A 15,179-nucleotide genomic window follows, 5' to 3' on the forward strand; every position below is an offset into this window, starting at 1 on the left:
CACATGCGCACATTAGCATGTGAGAACGAGTTTCAGTTAGGGATCAGAGGTGGTCAGTGGTCGTCCCAGTGACCCTGGTGAGCCGCGTGGCGGTGCCCGTCGTGCGCGTAGTCGGTGTGGTCGGTGTGGTCGCCGTGCGGGATCGCGACATGGCCGCAGTCGCCACTATGCAGGTGCTCATGGCCGGCATGGGGGCGATGGGCGAAGCAGTGGACATGATCGAACTCCTCACTCGCGCCGCCGGAAGGTCCGACATCCAGTCAATCTATTGCGACATTAGTATATAGCGACTTATGCATGTGTTGTCCCGGTCCACCCCGAAGCGCCTACCTCGGAGAGGTCAAAAAACGGCAACGATTTTCATGTTTGCCTTTCGGTCTATGGTTTTGAAACTCATTCCTATCTAGCGTGGGGGCGTCCAGGAGTGCCGGTATCCCGCTGGTGCGGCCCGGCTTGGTTGAGGAGATCCCGCGTCATGAGCTCTGTCCCGTCCCGTCCCGCTGTTCGCCGGTCGTCCCGTTACCCCCTCGCTGGTGTCGCGGCCATAACCGCGATAGCCGCCACCGCCTGCTCCACCTCGCCCTCCTCGGGCAGTGGTTCGTCCACCGCCTCGTCCTCCGGCTCCGGGGGCGGGAAGACAATCCAGGTGGTGGCGGCGGAGAACTTCTGGGGCAGCATCGCCTCCCAGCTCGGCGGCAGCCACGTCAACGTGACCAGCATCATCAACAACCCCGACGCGGACCCGCACAGCTACGAGCCGACGGCCGCCGACGCCCGCACCACGGCGGGGGCCCAGTACACGATCGTCAACGGCGTCGGCTACGACGCCTGGGCCGACAAGCTGCTGGCCGCCAACCCCGCCTCCGGCCGTACCGACCTCAAGGTCGGTGACCTGGTCGGCATCAAGCCCGGCGGCAACCCGCACCGCTGGTACTCCCCGGCAGATGTCCACCAGGTCATCGAGAAGATCACCTCGGACTACAAGAAGATCGACCCGGCCGACGCCGCCGACTTCGACAAGCTGAAGAACACCTTCGAGACCACCACCCTCGCCCCGTACAACCAGCTGATATCCGGTATCAAGGCCAAGTACGCGAACACCCCCGTCGGCGCCTCCGAGTCGATCGTGACCCCGCTCGCCCAGGGGCTGGGGCTGAAGATGCTCACCCCGGACTCCTTCCTCACCGCGGTCAGCGAGGGCACCGACCCCACCGCCAAGGACAAGGCGACCATCGACCAGCAGATCGCCGACAAGAAGATCAAGATCTACGTCTACAACAGCCAGAACGCCACCCCCGACGTGCAGGCCCAGGTGAAGGCCGCCCAGGCGAAGGGCATCCCGGTGGCCACCGTCACCGAGACCCTCACCCCGGCCGGAGCCAGTTTCCAGGCCTGGCAGGTCCGTCAGCTCCAGGGCATCGAGGCGGTCCTCGCCAAGGCCACCGGGAAGTGACCGTGAACCCGATAGCGCGCGTCCTGGAAGCCGCCCGCCACCCCGTCCCCCCGCAGCCCCCGGAAAGTGAGTCCGCATCCGGCGGAACGGTGGTGTCGCTGCGCGGCGCGGCGATGCGGGTCGGCGGGCGCACCCTGTGGTCCGGGGTCGATCTGGAGGTCGGCGCGGGCGAGTTCGTGGCTGTGCTCGGCCCGAACGGGGTGGGCAAGTCCACCCTGATCAAAGTCCTGCTCGGCGTACTGCCGCCGGCCGACGGCGAGGTCCGGGTGCTGGGCGGGCGGCCTGGGCAGGCCGGAGGGCGGGTCGGTTATCTGCCGCAGCGCCGCAGCTTCGACGCCTCGCTGCGCATGCGCGGCACCGACATCGTGCGGCTGGGCTGGGACGGCGACCGCTGGGGGATCCCGCTGCCGGGCTGGTCCCGCGCCCGGCGCAAGGCGGCCGGGGAGCGGATCGCGGAGGTGATCGAGCTGGTCGGGGCGTCGGCGTACGCTAACCGGCCGATCGGGCAGTGCTCTGGCGGTGAGCAGCAGCGGCTGCTGATCGCGCAGGCGCTCGTGCGCCGCCCGGAGCTGCTGCTGCTCGACGAGCCGCTGGACAGCCTTGACCTGCCCAACCAGGCGGCCGTGGCCGCGCTGGTCGGCCGGATCTGCCGGGAGGAGGGGGTGACCGTGGTCATGGTGGCGCACGACGTCAACCCGATCCTGGCCCGCCTGGACCGGGTGGTGTACCTCGCCGAGGGCGGCGCCGTCGCGGGCAACCCCGAGCAGGTGATCACCTCCGAGACCCTCTCCCGGCTGTACAGCACACCGATCGAGGTGCTGCGCACCTCCGACGGCAGGCTCGTGGTCGTAGGACAGCCTGAGGCCCCCGCCCTGCACACCGACCGGCATAGCGTGCCACGGCAAGGAGGCCCCGGTGCTGCTGGCTGACGCCTACCCGGCCTGGTCCTGGAACCCGGTCACCGACCTGCAGCAGATGTGGGCGTTCCCCTTCATGGTCAACGCCTTCCGGGCCGGCACCGTCGTCGCCGTCGCGGCGGCAGTCATAGGCTGGTTCATGGTGCTGCGGCGGCAGAGCTTCGCCGGCCACACCCTGGCCGCCGTCGGCTTCCCCGGCGCGGCCGGCGCCACCCTGATCGGCGTCAGCGCCACCTACGGCTACTTCGCCTTCTGCCTCACCGCAGCCCTGGTCATCGCCGCCATCCCACGCGCCGGACGGGACGCGGGAGGGGGCGAGTCGGCGCTCACCGGCACCATCCAGGCGTTCCTGCTCGCGTGCGGTTTCCTGTTCAGCGCCCTGTACAAGGGGCTGCTGGGCGGTGTCACCTCGCTGCTGTTCGGCAGCTTCCTGGGCATCACCACCACCCAGGTCTGGGTGCTGCTCGCCGTGGCGGCCGCCGTCCTGGCCGTGCTCGCCGCGATCGGGCGCCCGCTGCTGTTCGCCTCCGTCGACCCGGATGTCGCCGCCGGACGCGGCGTGCCGGTACGCCTGCTGTCCACGGTGTTCCTGATCCTGCTGGGGGCGGCGGCCGCCGAGGCCAGCCAGATCACCGGCACCCTGCTGGTGTTCGCCCTGCTGGTGATGCCCGCAGCCACCGCACAGACCCTCACCGCCCGGCCCGCCCTGAGCCTCGCGCTGTCCGTGCTCATCGCCCTCGCCGTGACCTGGCTCGGCCTGATCACCGCCTACTACTCGCCCTATCCCATCGGGTTCTACGTGACCACCTTCGCCTTCGCCGCCTACGTTCTGGCCCGGCTCGGCCGCCTGGCCGCCAGCCGGCGGCCCCGCCTCGTATCCTCGCGCGTCCCGGCAGGAGGCCCGGCATGACGACAACCGTCCTGGCCGCCCCCGGATGGGCCGCCGCGTTCAGCCACCCCTTCTTCCAGCACGCCCTGCTCGCCGGCACCGCCATCGCCGCCGCAGCAGGCCTGACCGGCTACTTCCTGGTACTGCGCGCCCAGGTCTTCACCGGCGACGCGCTCAGCCATGTCGCCTTCACCGGCGCCCTGGCCGCCCTCGCCCTCGGCTACGACATGCGCCTCGGCCTGTTCGCCGCCACCGTCGTCGTCGCTCTGCTGCTGGGCACACTGGGCAGCCGGGGCCGGGTCGACGACGTGGCCATCGGCAACGTCTTCTCCTGGATCCTCGGCCTGGGCGTCTTCTTCCTCACCCTCTACACCACCTCCCGCAGCGCGGGCAACGGCGGTGCCGGGGTCAACGTCCTCTTCGGCTCGATCTTCGGCCTGTCCGGCGCCCAGGCCGTGACCGCCGCACTGGTGGCGGCCGGCATCTGTGCGGCGGTGCTGGCCATCGCCCGGCCGCTGCTGTTCGCCTCCGTCGACGAAGCCGTCGCCGCCGCCCGGGGCGTGCCCGTACGACTGCTCGGCTTCGCCTTCCTGGCCGTGGTCGGCGCCTGCGCGGCGGAGGCCACCCAGGCCGTCGGCTCCCTGCTCATCCTCGGCCTGCTCGCCGCCCCGGCGGGCGCCGCCCAGCGCCTCACCGACCGCCCCTACCATGCGCTGGCCCTGTCCGCCGCCCTCGCCGTCGCCGAGATGTGGACCGGACTCGGCCTCAGCTACGCGGTGCCGAGCATGCCCCCGAGCTTCGGCATCCTGGCCGCCGCCACCGCCGTATACGCCGCCACCTTCGCCACCGGCTTCCGGAGGCGCTCCACGGTCCCGGCGGTCTGATATGAGCGACGACCGCACGGTCGTAGACATGATCGGACGCCGGACGCCGCAGCGGGCCACCGTACTGGCCGCCCTGAGTAGCAGCGACGACTTCACCAGCACCCAAACCCTCCACGCCCGGCTGCTGGCCGCCGGCACGCGAGTCGGGCTGAGCACCGTCTACCGAACCCTCACCGCACTGGCCGACGCCGGCCGCGCCGACGTCGTCCGCGACCCCAGCGGAGAACGCCTCTTCCGCTACCGCCCCAGCACCAGCCCCAGCACCAGCACTACCTGCTCTGCCGCGCCTGCGGCCTCGGCGTGCCCGTCGACGCCACCCTCATCGAGTCCTGGGCCGCCCAGATCACCGAGTCCTCCGGCTACGCCGACGTCCACCACACCGTCGAACTCACCGGCACCTGCCCCGACTGCCTCCAGACAACGCACACCGACAACGCGACCTGACCAGACCACCCGCCCACGCCCACCACGGACAAATGCTGCGGATGACCCACCCAGCACAAGGCCTGGTCTTCGACGAGGCCTGAGCCCCACACCGACAGCTTCCGTCCCTTGGCCGAACTGCCCACCGCCGAAGCATCCCCGCACGTCGGCCTGATCGACAACAAGTGAGCTACCTCCAGGGTTCAGCCACAGCAGTCGCAACCGGGTCGACAGCCGCACGCGTCGGTCTCGATGGTCGGCGCAGCCACGGCGGCGGGTGCAGCGCAGCAGCTCTCGCCGCGCCACGCGTCCCGGCCTTCCTTGACCGCCACAGCAGCAATGCCCAGGGCGGCAATCGGATCGGCCCACGACCAGCCGAGAGTGGCGTTGGCGACCAGGCCGGCCAGCAGTACCGCCGACAGGTATGTGCACAGCAGGGTCTGCTTGGAGCCCGCGACCGCCGAGGCGGAGCCGAGCTCGCGTCCGGCGCGGCGCTGGGCGGCGGACAGGAACGGCATCACCGCCAGCTTCAGCGACGAACAGGTAGTGGTGGCAGCGTAGGTGTGCGCGCTCGTGCGCGAGGAGCACCTCACGCTCGGTGGCGTCGAGGGTGGCCAGCATGCCGGTGGAGACCACGATGCGGCCGGGCAAGCCGGGCACGGCGAACGCCTCGGCGGCCGGGTCGTCCAGCACCACGAGCTGCCCGGGGCCGGGCAGGCAGGCGGCCTCGATGGCGGCTGCGAGCACGGCGCGGGCGCGGCGCCAGAGCATCCTGGCCGCCGTCGCAGTAGCGGCGGTGAGCAGGAGGGCGGCGAGCAGGGCGATGGACAGCGCGGCGGGGTCGTCGTGCTGGACGACCTGTCGTGAGAGGTGGCCCCCGAGATCTCGTTGGAGGATGGATCGTAAGTGGCGGGCGCGATGATGGGGCCATGGATATCGAGCTGCTGGTCGTGTCCGACTGCCCTCACACGGCACCGGCCCGGGATCTGCTGCGTCAGGCGCTGGCTGATGTCGGGCTGCCGCACCAGGGGTTCACCACCCGCGAGGTCAGCACCCCGGGGCAGGCCGCCGAGCTCGGCTTCACCGGCTCGCCCACGATCCTCATCGACGGCCGCGACCCCTTCGCCGAGGCCGGCCGGAAAACCGGACTGGCCTGCCGGGTGTACCGCGGTAGCGACGGCGCTCTGGCCGGTGTGCCCGGCCTTGTGGACCTGCGTCGCGCGCTGAAGCAGGCGGCGGACCCCGGACCGTCCCGCTCGTGACAGCCTCTGGCGGCTCAGAATGAGTGGTGGTCAGTCGTCGAGTTCGTGCCGGACGCGTCGGGAGGGGGTGAAGGTGTAGAGGTCGAGGACGTCGGGCGGGTCGACGAGGCCGGGGCCGCCATTGTTCACCCAGGTGGTGATGTCGGCTGCTGCGTCGGGGTCGTTGACCTGGCCGAGCCAGACGGGCCGGCCGCCGGCGTGGCGTCCTCCGGCGGAGGGCTGGATGACGATGACGTTGGCGTGTTCGCAGGCGTCCAGGCAGTCGGTACGCCGGACCATGGCCACACCGGCCAGCGTGGTGCGCAGGTCGGCGAGTTGGGTGGCGTGGTCCAGGTGCGGGACTTTGGTGGTGCCGCAGCAGCAGCCGCGGCAGACGGTGACGGTGGGCCGGGCCGCCCCCGGTGTGGGGGCGGCCTTCTTCTTGCGGCGGCTCACGGGCGGTTCCTGTCCGGTGCGGCGGCCCGGCGCCAGGCGGCGTCGCGCAGCAGGCGCAGCCCGTTGAGGCCGACGATGACGGTGGAGCCCTCGTGGCCCAGCACGCCCATCGGCAGCGGGAGGTGGCCGGCCAGGTCCCAGATGACCAGGCCGGAGATGAACACACCGGCGATGACCAGGTTCTGGACCACCAGGCGGCGGGCGGCGCGGGACAGCGCGATCACGGTGGGGACGGTGGCGAGTTCATCGCGGACGATGACGGCGTCGGCGGTTTCCAAGGCGAGGTCGGAGCCGGCGCGGCCCATGGCGATGCCGGTGTGGGCGGCGGCCAGCGCGGGGGCGTCGTTGACGCCGTCGCCGATGACCAGCACCTTGCGCCCGGCCGCCTCCTGCTTGCGCACGGCGGTGACCTTGTCCTGGGGCAGCAGCCCGGCACGGACGTCGGCGATGCCGACCTCGCCCGCGAGACGGGCGGCGGCGCGCGGGTTGTCACCGGTCAGCAGCATCGGCGCCGTGCCGGTCAGCGTGTGCAGGGCGGCGACGGTGGCGGCGGCGTCGGGGCGCAGCCGGTCGGCGATGCCCAGCACACCGACCGGGGCTCCGTCCCGCCGGACGAGGACCGCGGTGCGGCCGCTGTCCTCGAGCGCTTCGGCGACGACGGCGGTGCGGGCCGCAGCCGCCTGCGAGGTGTCGCTCAGCAGCCGGGCAGGGGCGCCGACCGCGATGACCTGACCGCTCACGGTGGCGCTCACCCCGATCCCGGGGGCGGAGGTGAAGTCCGTGACGGCGGGCAGGTGCAGGCAGCGTTCGCGGGCGGCACCGGTGATGGCGCGGGCCAGAGGGTGCTCGCTGGGGTGCTCGGCGGCGGCCGCCAGGGCCAGCAGGCCGTCCTCGGTCAGGCCGGAGCCTGCCAGGGGGCGGATGTCGGTGACGCGGGGGGTGCCTTCGGTGAGGGTGCCGGTCTTGTCCAGGGCGGCCACCTCGACCTGGCCGAGGCGTTCCATGACGACGGCGGACTTCACCAGGACGCCGTGGCGTCCGGCGTTGGCGATGGCGGACAGCAGCGGCGGCATGGTGGCCAGTACCACCGCGCACGGCGATGCGACGATCATGAAGGTCATCGCCCGCAGCAGCGAGCCGGCCAGGTCCGCGCCGAAGCCCAGCGGGATCGCGAAGACGGCCACGGTGGCGGCGACCATGCCGAGCGAGTACCGCTGTTCGACTTTCTCGATGAACAGCTGGGTCGGTGCCTTCGTCTCGGACGCCTCGGCGACCATCGCCACGATCCGGGCGATGACCGACTCCGAGGCGTCCCGCTCGACCCGCACCCGCAGGGCGCCGGTTCCGTTCAGTGTGCCGGCGAACACCTCGTCGCCGGTCTCCTTCACCACCGGCAGCGGCTCGCCGGTGATGGTGGCCTGGTCGGCCTCGCTGGCGCCCTCCAGCACCTGGCCGTCGGCGCCGACGCGTTCGCCGGGGCGGATGAGGATGACGTCGCCCACCGCGAGGTCCTCGGTGGCGACCGTCTCCTCACGGCCGTCCGGGGCCAGGCGGGTGGCGGTAGCCGGCGCGAGATCGAGCAGACCGCGCACCGAGTCCTGGGTGCGCGCGGTGGCCAGCGCCTCCAGTGCTCCGGAGGTGGCGAAGATGACGATCAGCAGCGCGCCGTCCATCACCTGCCCGATCGACGCCGCACCGATCGCGGCCACGATCATCAGCAGGTCGACATCGAGGGTCTTCTCCTTGAGCGCCTGCAATCCGGCCCAGGCCGGCTCCCAGCCGCCGGCGATGTAGGCGAGCGCGTACAGCGGCCCCCACGCCCAGGCCGGGGCGTCGGCCAACTGCAACGGCAACGCGACCAGGAACAGCACCAGGGCGGACGCGGCCCAGCGGGCCTCCGCCAGCGCGAACACCCGCGTACGGCGCCGCGGGGCCGTTGCCGAAGCAGCCGGCGCCACCCGGTCCGGACGCTGGAGGAGGACAGAAGACATGACAAAACAACCCTTCACGGGCGGGAGGACGCCAACACAGCCACCATACAGGATTATCTGAACAGGTCTTCAGGTGTCATGGGTAGGATGGACGGCATGGGTCACGGAGCCGACGACAAGAACACCGCCACCACCCGCGAACGCCTGGACACCGTGGGGACCGCCGACGTCGCCGCCACCCTCCAGGCCCTGGCTACCCCTTCCCGGCTGCGGATCCTCGCACGCCTCCAGGAAGGCCCCAGCGCGGTCGGCGACCTCGCCGAGGCCGTGGGCATGGAACCGTCCGCCTGCTCCCATCAGCTCCGCCTGCTGCGCAACCTCGGCCTGGTCACCGGCGAGCGCCATGGCCGCTCGATCGTCTATGCCCTCTACGACCACCACGTCGCCGAACTCCTGGAGCAGGCCCTGTTCCACGTCGAGCACCTGCGCCTCGGCCTGCGCGACACCCCCGCCGACACCTTCCCGCCCGCAGAGTCCGAACCCGCCGCCGCGGCGCGCTGACAACCGCGCTGATAACGGGGTCCCGGCAGTCAGTCGCGGCGGGGCTCGGCCCGCCGTACCCCTGCACGCAGGGCAACGGGCAGCGTGAGAGCGGCTCTCCGCCGAAGCACCGCCCGCGCACCCACCGATTTAGAGGCCGCGCAAATAGGTGGGGCGGAGGAAGGAGCGTGTCGAGGGCCGGGTCTGGCAAGGCGGTGGGGGCACTCTCCCCCAGACTCCGTCCGGGGCACCCCCACCGGCCGAAGGCTGGTGGGGGTGCCCCCGCCGAAGCCAGGGGGAGGACCCCCACCCAGCCGCCAGGCTGGGGGACGTCGTCGACCGACGACAACGCCGCCAGGCGAGAGCCATCGGCACGCGACGCCGCCCCACCTATTCGCGCGGCCTCTTACCCGCCTCCCGGCGTGCGGCACAGCCGCAATAGGGTGTTCACCTGCGAATTCAGGATGAAACGATCTCAATGGGTTAGTGGTTGGCTTGGGCGCGGCTGAGGGCGATGAGGACCTCTTGTGCGTGGGGCGTGGCGGCGATGTCCCCGAGTGAGAGCAGGCCGACGAGTCGGCCGCGGTCCACGACAGGGAGCCGGTGGAGGGCGTGGGCGCGCATCAGCGTGGCGGCCGCGCACACGGTGGTGTCGGGGGCGACGGTGACGAGGTTTCCGGAGGCCGCCTGGTGGGCCGTCGTGCTGCCGGCGATCAGGCCCTCGGCGGTGGCACGGACGGTGATGTCGCGGTCCGTGATCACGCCATGCAGGGTGTCGTCGTCGCTGGTGACGAGGATGCAGCCGACGTCGGCGTCGCGCATGCATGCGGCGACGGCGGTGAGCGAGGTGTACGGGGGAACGGTCACGGGTTGGGTGGTCATCACGTCGCGAACGAGTTCCATGGGGCCCTCCAGTGGTCGTTCTGGCACGGCGTGCAGAGGACGGCGCGGTTGGCCCGTCGCTCGGCTGCGGTTCCGGTGGTCGAGGAAGGCGTACCCGGGTGACGGGTCATCGAGCCGATGGTGAACGGGCAGGTGACGAGTAGCGGCAGTCCGCGCGTGCAGGCGTCCTCTGGGGCCGCGCGGGCTGGCACGGCGCCCACCCCCAGCTCCTCGGAGAAGGGGTCGAGCTCGGCGTGGGCCTACCCGATCAAGCTCGCGCTGCGTAGGTGGGCCGCGAAGTGCGGGCCTGCCCTCGACAGGCGCCTCGAAGCGCGTGCTGTCCGCGGCGCCGGTGACATGAACGGCCATGGCGCATGCCTCCTGGACGTGTTCAGCCATCGGGGTGGCCTGCCAGCACTCGTCGACGGCAGGCGAGGACACGCGGTGTGCCCCCGGCTTGGGGTGCCACGTGATGCGGCCACTGTCTCTCGGTCCAGGATGCGGCGTCCCGGCGCATCCGCGCAGTGGAGGCCGTCGTGCCGGCAGCCATGAAGCGGGCAGTCAGCAGCGGGGGAGGTCCTTGCTGCGGCCGCCCCGTAGGCGATCACTGCCTGGACAAAACGATGGACGCGGCCACCTCGGTGCTCCGGTAGATGTTGCAGAATGCGCCCGGCCGGTGGCGCCCAGATGGCGGGGGCGGGTAGCCGTGCTTAACCCGGGTGCAGCTGTCGTGCCGTTATGGGAGGGGATCATGGACGATCTCCGATACCGGCATCCTGCACTCGGAGAAGAACGACTCCTGGCAGCTGGAGGGCGGCAGCACTCGGGACAGCGCCTCCTCGCGGACCAAGACGGCCACCCGCATCAGGTCCTTGAAGTGCGTGTCGATCAAGGCCCAGTTGATGTAGTTCGAGCCCGGCTCGCCGAACAGCGCGTCGATCTGCTGGTACTGCGCGGACCGGCTGGGGCGGTTAGCTCTGGCCCCGGGTGTGAAGGTGGATCGTGGTCGGCTTCAGCTCGGAGGCGTTCTTCAGCAGGCCCTCGGTGATGTAGGCCGCCTCCCATACGCCGCATGGGATGAAGTGCGTGAACAGCGCGATGTAGGTGTCGGCGATGTGGAGGTAGGCGATCCCGGCCGGCCGTACCCGACGGAGGTCGGCGAGCAGGTTGTTGAGGTACGTGTCCGTGCCGTCGGCGGCCGCGGTGGTGCCGTCGCCCCAGGCCCTCGACATGTCCAGGGCAGCCCAGCCGACGTGCCGAGGGTCAGCGGCGCGGCACCGGCCAGGTCTGCTGCGCGGCCCAGTCCGCGAACGACAGCCAGGAGATACCGGGGAAGTCGGCGCGCAGGGCTGCGAGGTCGACGTGGTAGCCGCTCTCCGTCAAGTAGGTGTACATCGCAGCCATGTCGGGACTGGATTGCCGCAACGGTTCCAGGGGGATGTGACGGAAGGTCACGGGGCCGCCCGCCGCGTCTGCCACGGCTCGGGCCATCTGCGCGGGGGTGGGGTCGTCCGCAGCGATTTCGACGCGGTGACCGATCCATCGGCCCGGCTCCGCGACGATCGCCGCCACGACGCGGCCGAGGTCGAGCCGGGAGACCTGCTGGAGCGGCGTGTCGGCCGGGAGCGCCATGGTGATCTCGCCAGCAGCGACCTCCTGGAGCGCGCCAAGGGCGTTGTCGTAGAAATAGGTTGGCGCGACGACCGTGGCGGGCAGGTCCGCCTCGGCGAGGGCCTGCTCGATGCGGGCCTTCGTCTCGAAGTGCGGAATGCCGGTATCGCGGTCGGCGCTCGCGACAGACGCCATGACAAGATGCGGCAGCGAGGCGCGTGCGGCCGCCTCGATGATCGCCGTGCCCTGTGCCACCTCTGCCGCCAGGCCGTCCTGGAAGGGTGTGGTGAGCGCGTACGCGGCGGCCGCGCCCCGGAACGCCGCGGCGAGTGAGACGGCATCGGTCAGCTCGCCCGGCACCACCTCGACGCCCGCCGCGACCAGTGCGCGGACCTTGGCCCCCGCAGGGTCGCGCACCACCGCACGCACGCTGTGTCCCACCTCGAGAAGCGCTTCGACCACGGCACCGCCCTGTCCACCCGTAGCACCCAGCACCGCGATCGTCATGGCTCCTCCTCGCAACGGTCCGCCCCCGTTCATGGTCGCGGCAGCGCCCCGGTCCGGCCACTCCCTCTGTCCGAACGGGCGAGCGCACCGGTGGGCGGACGGCCCGGAGCGCGGCCCGGCGCAGACGGGCGAGGACACACCGCACTGATTCCGGTTTCGAGGTGCGTAGCGGCATGTGCTGAGGCAGCGTATGGGCCACGGCCACCCACGGCGGTCGCCCGCACTCGTCCCGGAGGAGGCAGCCATGTCCGCAGCCGCCTCACCGCACGGCACGACGAAAGCGAAGCCGCCGGGACCCTCCGCATGGGCGCCGCTGACGTCTCAGGGAAGCTCCTCGGGTACAGCACCTGCAGGGAGACGACCACCAAGGCGACGGCGTCCTGCCTTGACAAGAGTGATGCAGTGGCTGGGAGCCTCCATCCTGCTGGCCCTGACCGCCGCCATCACGGTGTTCAACTTCGTCTGGGGCCGTAAGCGCCTCATCTGACCCTCGTCCGACTTTCGGAACGACGGCCCGCCCCCGGTGCTCGACTCCCCTCCCATACGTCGCTGGCTGCTCCGCCCGTACCGACGAGAACCTCGAGAACGCAACATCGTCGGCGAAGAGAACCGTCGGTCACTTGGACTGGGGCGCCGAGGTCATCTGCGGGGTGTTCGCCGGCGACTGGTCCTCCGGTATGGCGGCCGTGGCCGGTGCGGGCTCCGGCTCGTCCTTGCGTCGGCGGGCCAGGGCGGAGGCGATGAAGCCGCGGCCTCCAGCACTGGTGGCGGTATACATCGCCGCAGCCGCGACGAGCACGGTGCCCTGGACGACGTTCTGGTAGTTCGAGCCTATGTTCAGAACGTTGAACCCATTGCTGAGGGTGAAGAGAATCAGCGTGCCGATCACCGACTTGGTGACGTAGCCCGAGCCACCGAACAGCGAGGTCCCGCCCAGCACGGCGGCCGCGATGACGGTGAGTTCGCTTCCGGTCAGCAGGGTGGGGTCGACGGAGTTGAACTTGCCCGCGTAAAGCACACCGACGCCGGCAGCCACGAAGCCGTTCACGACGAAGGCAGTCATCTTGTAGCGATCGACGTTGATTCCCGACAACCGGGCGGCTTCGGGATTGCCGCCTACCGCGTAGATGTTTCTGCCGACGACCGTGTAGCGCAGCACCAGACTGGTGACCACGGACAGGCCGATCATGATCCACACCGGCACGGTCTCATTCAGCAACAGGGGCCGGAACGCGCCGATGGCCAGCAAGGCCGCACCGCCGGCAACCAGCATCACGTTGCCCGCGGTGAGCTGTCGCAGCTTCGAGCGAACCGTGAGCACGACACCCGTCGCGATCAGCAGGATGCCGGCGACGATGGCGACGCCCACCGGCATGATCCACCTCGCGGTCTCGAACTGCTCGAACGCCGTGTCGGTTGCGGTGATGCTCTGGCCATTGAGGACCGCCTGGACCACACCCCGGACCGCCGTGAGCGTGCCAAGCGTGACGATGAAGGCGTTGACGCCGACCTTCTGCACGAGGACGCCGTTGATCAGCCCGACCAGCACACCGGTGAGCAGAGCGGCGAGCAGGGCGATCATCGCGCCGTAGTGATCGATCAACTTCAGGGCGACTGTGCCTGCCAATGCGGCGGTCGACGCGACGGACAGATCGAAGTTACCCGTGATCAGCACGACGGTCATGAAGATCGCGAGAATACCGATCAGTGACGACTGATCGAGAATGTTGCTGACGTTGACGCTGCTGAGATAACTGGGCCGTGACTGCACCGACGAGGTGATCGTCAGCGCGAGGACGAGGGCGACCAGCGCGTACACCACGCCTGCGGAGCGGGGTGCCAGGGCACGGCGCCAGCCACTGTTGCTGCGCTGGCGTGCCGTCGCGGTAGCAGAGGTCATGAGATGTGTGCCTTTCCTACAGTCCGCTGGCCAAGGCGGTCAGCTCATGCAGATCGGTGTCGACCACGGGGCGTTCAGAGATGATCTGTCCACGCCGGACGACGAGGATCCGGTCGCAAACGCCGAGGAGTTCCTCGAATTCGGACGAGACGATGAACACGCCCTTGCCGGCACGGGCCAGCCTGCGGATGAGTTGGATGATGTCCGCTTTGGCGCCAATGTCGACGCCCGCCGACGGCTCGTCGAGCAAGAACACCCGCGCGGGGCCGTAGAGCCACTTGGCGAACACGACTTTCTGGGCGTTGCCGCCACTGAGCTCGCCGACCGGCGCTTCCGCGGACGGTGTCTTGATGCCGAGCTCCGCGATTGCCTGTTCGGTAACCTGCAGCTCGCGTTGACGCTCGGGCAGGAGGCGTCGACGCGACATGCTCGACAAGTCCGGCAGCGAGATGTTGCGCCAAACCTCCCATTCCGGCAGCAGGCCTTGCCGGGCGCGGTCTTCCGGCACGAGTGCCATGCCTGCCTTGACCGCGGCCCGCGGTGACCGGTGCCGGAGGCGATGCGCGCCGACCCGGACCGTGCCGGCTGCGGAACGGTCGGCGCCGTAGATCGCTTCGAGGAGTTCGGTGCGTCCGCTGCCGAGCAGGCCGGCCAGCCCCACCACCTCGCCGGCGTGCACGGTCAGGCTGATCGGGCCGAACCGGCCGGGCGAACTCAGACCGTCCACGACGAGCAGGGGTTCTCCCACCGACCTGTCCGGGGTGCTGTTCTCTTGTTCGACCCTGGCCAGTCGTTGTCCGACGATGGCGGTCACCAAATCTTGCTTGGTCACGCTTGAGGTCTGAGCGTCGACGATGACCTGACCATCCCGTAGGACCGTCAGCTGATCGGTCAAGGCGAGGATCTCGTCGAGAAAGTGCGACACATAGACGAACGTGGTGCCCTGGTCGCGCAGCCTGCGGATGGAACTGAACAGCACGTCCCGCTCGTGTGGCGACAACGCCGCCGTGGGTTCGTCGAGCAGCACCAGTTTCGCGTCACGTGCCAGAGCCTGCAGAATCGCGACCATCTGCTTGCCGCCGGTCGACAGTTCGCCGATGGTCTGGTGCGGATCGATGTCGTAGCCCATGCGTTCGCACAGTTCGCGCAGCTCACCTTCGCGCCGTGCGACATCCCACCTCATCGAGTCCTTGCGACCGAGGAAGATGTTGTCCAAAACGGACAAACTCGGTACCAGCGGGGTGTGCTGATGTACTGCTGCCATGCCGGCGGCGAGCGCTTGGCTGGGGGTCGTCCAGGAGACCGGCTCACCCTGCCACGACACCGTCCCGCTGGTCGCGGTCTCGACGCCGGACATGATCCGGATGAGAGTGGACTTCCCGGCGCCGTTGGCACCGATCAGGCCATGCACCGAGCCCGGACGGACCGCCAGTGAAACACCTCGCAACGCATGGGTGCCGCTGGAGTAGATCTTGTGCACGTCTGCGACAACGAGGACCGGTTCGCGCGGTCCGGCCGAGCTTTCAGCCATGAGGATCCTTCTTC

General features: G+C 70.1%; 16 protein-coding genes and 3 pseudogenes. 9 read left to right on the forward strand and 10 right to left on the reverse strand.

The genetic code is table 11. The features are described from left to right. Window positions 1-68 precede the first annotated feature (68 nt). From EFK10_RS49105 to EFK10_RS52965, 7 genes and pseudogenes are all read left to right on the forward strand, one after another. Window positions 69-287 (forward strand): hypothetical protein, encoded by a 219-nt coding sequence (locus tag EFK10_RS49105; protein WP_206305820.1) that lies wholly within the window; start codon window positions 69-71, stop codon window positions 285-287. A gap of 188 nt (window positions 288-475) precedes the next feature. Continuing rightward, window positions 476-1,453 (forward strand): metal ABC transporter solute-binding protein, Zn/Mn family, encoded by a 978-nt coding sequence (locus EFK10_RS43025; RefSeq protein ID WP_127361077.1) that lies wholly within the window; start codon window positions 476-478, stop codon window positions 1,451-1,453. 2 nt (window positions 1,454-1,455) lie between these two features. Then, on the forward strand, window positions 1,456-2,382 hold the full coding sequence (locus EFK10_RS43030) for a metal ABC transporter ATP-binding protein (protein ID WP_240677824.1): 927 nt from the start codon (window positions 1,456-1,458) through the stop codon (window positions 2,380-2,382). Further along, entirely contained in the window at window positions 2,369-3,280 is a 912-nt protein-coding gene (locus EFK10_RS43035; RefSeq protein WP_240677825.1) for a metal ABC transporter permease, read from the forward strand. Before EFK10_RS43030 ends, EFK10_RS43035 begins: the two co-directional genes overlap by 14 nt. Then, on the forward strand, window positions 3,277-4,143 hold the full coding sequence (locus EFK10_RS43040; RefSeq protein WP_127361078.1) for a metal ABC transporter permease: 867 nt from the start codon (window positions 3,277-3,279) through the stop codon (window positions 4,141-4,143). The genes EFK10_RS43035 and EFK10_RS43040 overlap by 4 nt, the downstream gene beginning before the upstream one ends. A 28-nt stretch (window positions 4,144-4,171) precedes the next feature. Beyond that, window positions 4,172-4,324: pseudogene (locus tag EFK10_RS52960) on the forward strand (transcriptional repressor); the annotation flags it as partial. A gap of 119 nt (window positions 4,325-4,443) precedes the next feature. After that, window positions 4,444-4,587, forward strand: coding sequence for a hypothetical protein (locus tag EFK10_RS52965; protein WP_322973470.1), 144 nt, complete (start codon window positions 4,444-4,446; stop codon window positions 4,585-4,587). A gap of 182 nt (window positions 4,588-4,769) precedes the next feature. On the opposite strand, the pseudogene EFK10_RS43050 reads toward EFK10_RS52965, so the two are convergent. Together EFK10_RS43050 and EFK10_RS43055 are read right to left on the reverse strand one after the other, a co-directional pair. Then, window positions 4,770-5,105 (reverse strand): annotated as a pseudogene (locus EFK10_RS43050) (cation transporter); the annotation flags it as partial. Between the two features lie 58 nt (window positions 5,106-5,163). Next, window positions 5,164-5,337 (reverse strand): annotated as a pseudogene (locus EFK10_RS43055) (M56 family peptidase); the annotation flags it as partial. Window positions 5,338-5,495: 158 nt separating this feature from the next. Between EFK10_RS43055 and EFK10_RS43060 the strand changes: the two are divergent. Beyond that, window positions 5,496-5,828: a hypothetical protein gene (locus tag EFK10_RS43060; RefSeq protein ID WP_127361079.1), complete on the forward strand. Its 333-nt coding sequence runs from the start codon at window positions 5,496-5,498 to the stop codon at window positions 5,826-5,828. A gap of 30 nt (window positions 5,829-5,858) precedes the next feature. Here EFK10_RS43060 and EFK10_RS43065 read toward each other — a convergent pair whose 3' ends face one another. Both EFK10_RS43065 and EFK10_RS43070 read right to left on the reverse strand, forming a co-directional pair. Beyond that, the gene (locus EFK10_RS43065) at window positions 5,859-6,263 is read right to left on the reverse strand and encodes a (2Fe-2S) ferredoxin domain-containing protein (RefSeq protein WP_127361080.1); all 405 of its coding nucleotides are present in this window, start codon (window positions 6,261-6,263) and stop codon (window positions 5,859-5,861) included. Then, window positions 6,260-8,254, reverse strand: coding sequence for a heavy metal translocating P-type ATPase (locus tag EFK10_RS43070; protein WP_127361081.1), 1,995 nt, complete (start codon window positions 8,252-8,254; stop codon window positions 6,260-6,262). The genes EFK10_RS43065 and EFK10_RS43070 overlap by 4 nt, the downstream gene beginning before the upstream one ends. 96 nt (window positions 8,255-8,350) lie before the next feature. On the opposite strand from EFK10_RS43070, the gene EFK10_RS43075 reads away from it, so the two are divergent. Next, entirely contained in the window at window positions 8,351-8,755 is a 405-nt protein-coding gene (locus EFK10_RS43075; protein WP_127361082.1) for an ArsR/SmtB family transcription factor, read from the forward strand. A 462-nt stretch (window positions 8,756-9,217) separates the two neighbouring features. Here EFK10_RS43075 and EFK10_RS43080 read toward each other — a convergent pair whose 3' ends face one another. From EFK10_RS43080 to EFK10_RS43100, 6 genes are all read right to left on the reverse strand, one after another. Continuing rightward, the gene (locus tag EFK10_RS43080) at window positions 9,218-9,637 is read right to left on the reverse strand and encodes a CBS domain-containing protein (protein WP_127361083.1); all 420 of its coding nucleotides are present in this window, start codon (window positions 9,635-9,637) and stop codon (window positions 9,218-9,220) included. A gap of 715 nt (window positions 9,638-10,352) precedes the next feature. After that, window positions 10,353-10,508 (reverse strand): hypothetical protein, encoded by a 156-nt coding sequence (locus EFK10_RS48205; protein WP_164836398.1) that lies wholly within the window; start codon window positions 10,506-10,508, stop codon window positions 10,353-10,355. Between the two features lie 79 nt (window positions 10,509-10,587). Beyond that, a complete protein-coding gene (locus EFK10_RS43085; RefSeq protein WP_127361084.1) occupies window positions 10,588-10,848 on the reverse strand; it encodes a Tn3 family transposase in 261 nt (86 codons plus the stop codon). A 31-nt stretch (window positions 10,849-10,879) separates the two neighbouring features. After that, complete coding sequence (locus tag EFK10_RS43090; protein WP_127361085.1) at window positions 10,880-11,734, reverse strand: NmrA/HSCARG family protein; 855 nt, start codon at window positions 11,732-11,734, stop codon at window positions 10,880-10,882. 616 nt (window positions 11,735-12,350) lie between these two features. After that, window positions 12,351-13,553 (reverse strand): ABC transporter permease, encoded by a 1,203-nt coding sequence (locus EFK10_RS43095; RefSeq protein WP_206305821.1) that lies wholly within the window; start codon window positions 13,551-13,553, stop codon window positions 12,351-12,353. A gap of 97 nt (window positions 13,554-13,650) precedes the next feature. Beyond that, window positions 13,651-15,165, reverse strand: a complete 1,515-nt coding sequence (locus EFK10_RS43100) for a sugar ABC transporter ATP-binding protein (RefSeq protein WP_127361087.1) — start codon at window positions 15,163-15,165, stop codon at window positions 13,651-13,653. Window positions 15,166-15,179 lie beyond the last annotated feature (14 nt).

This window comes from Streptomyces soli (genome assembly GCF_003999195.1).
Lineage (GTDB): Bacteria > Actinomycetota > Actinomycetes > Streptomycetales > Streptomycetaceae > Actinacidiphila > Actinacidiphila soli.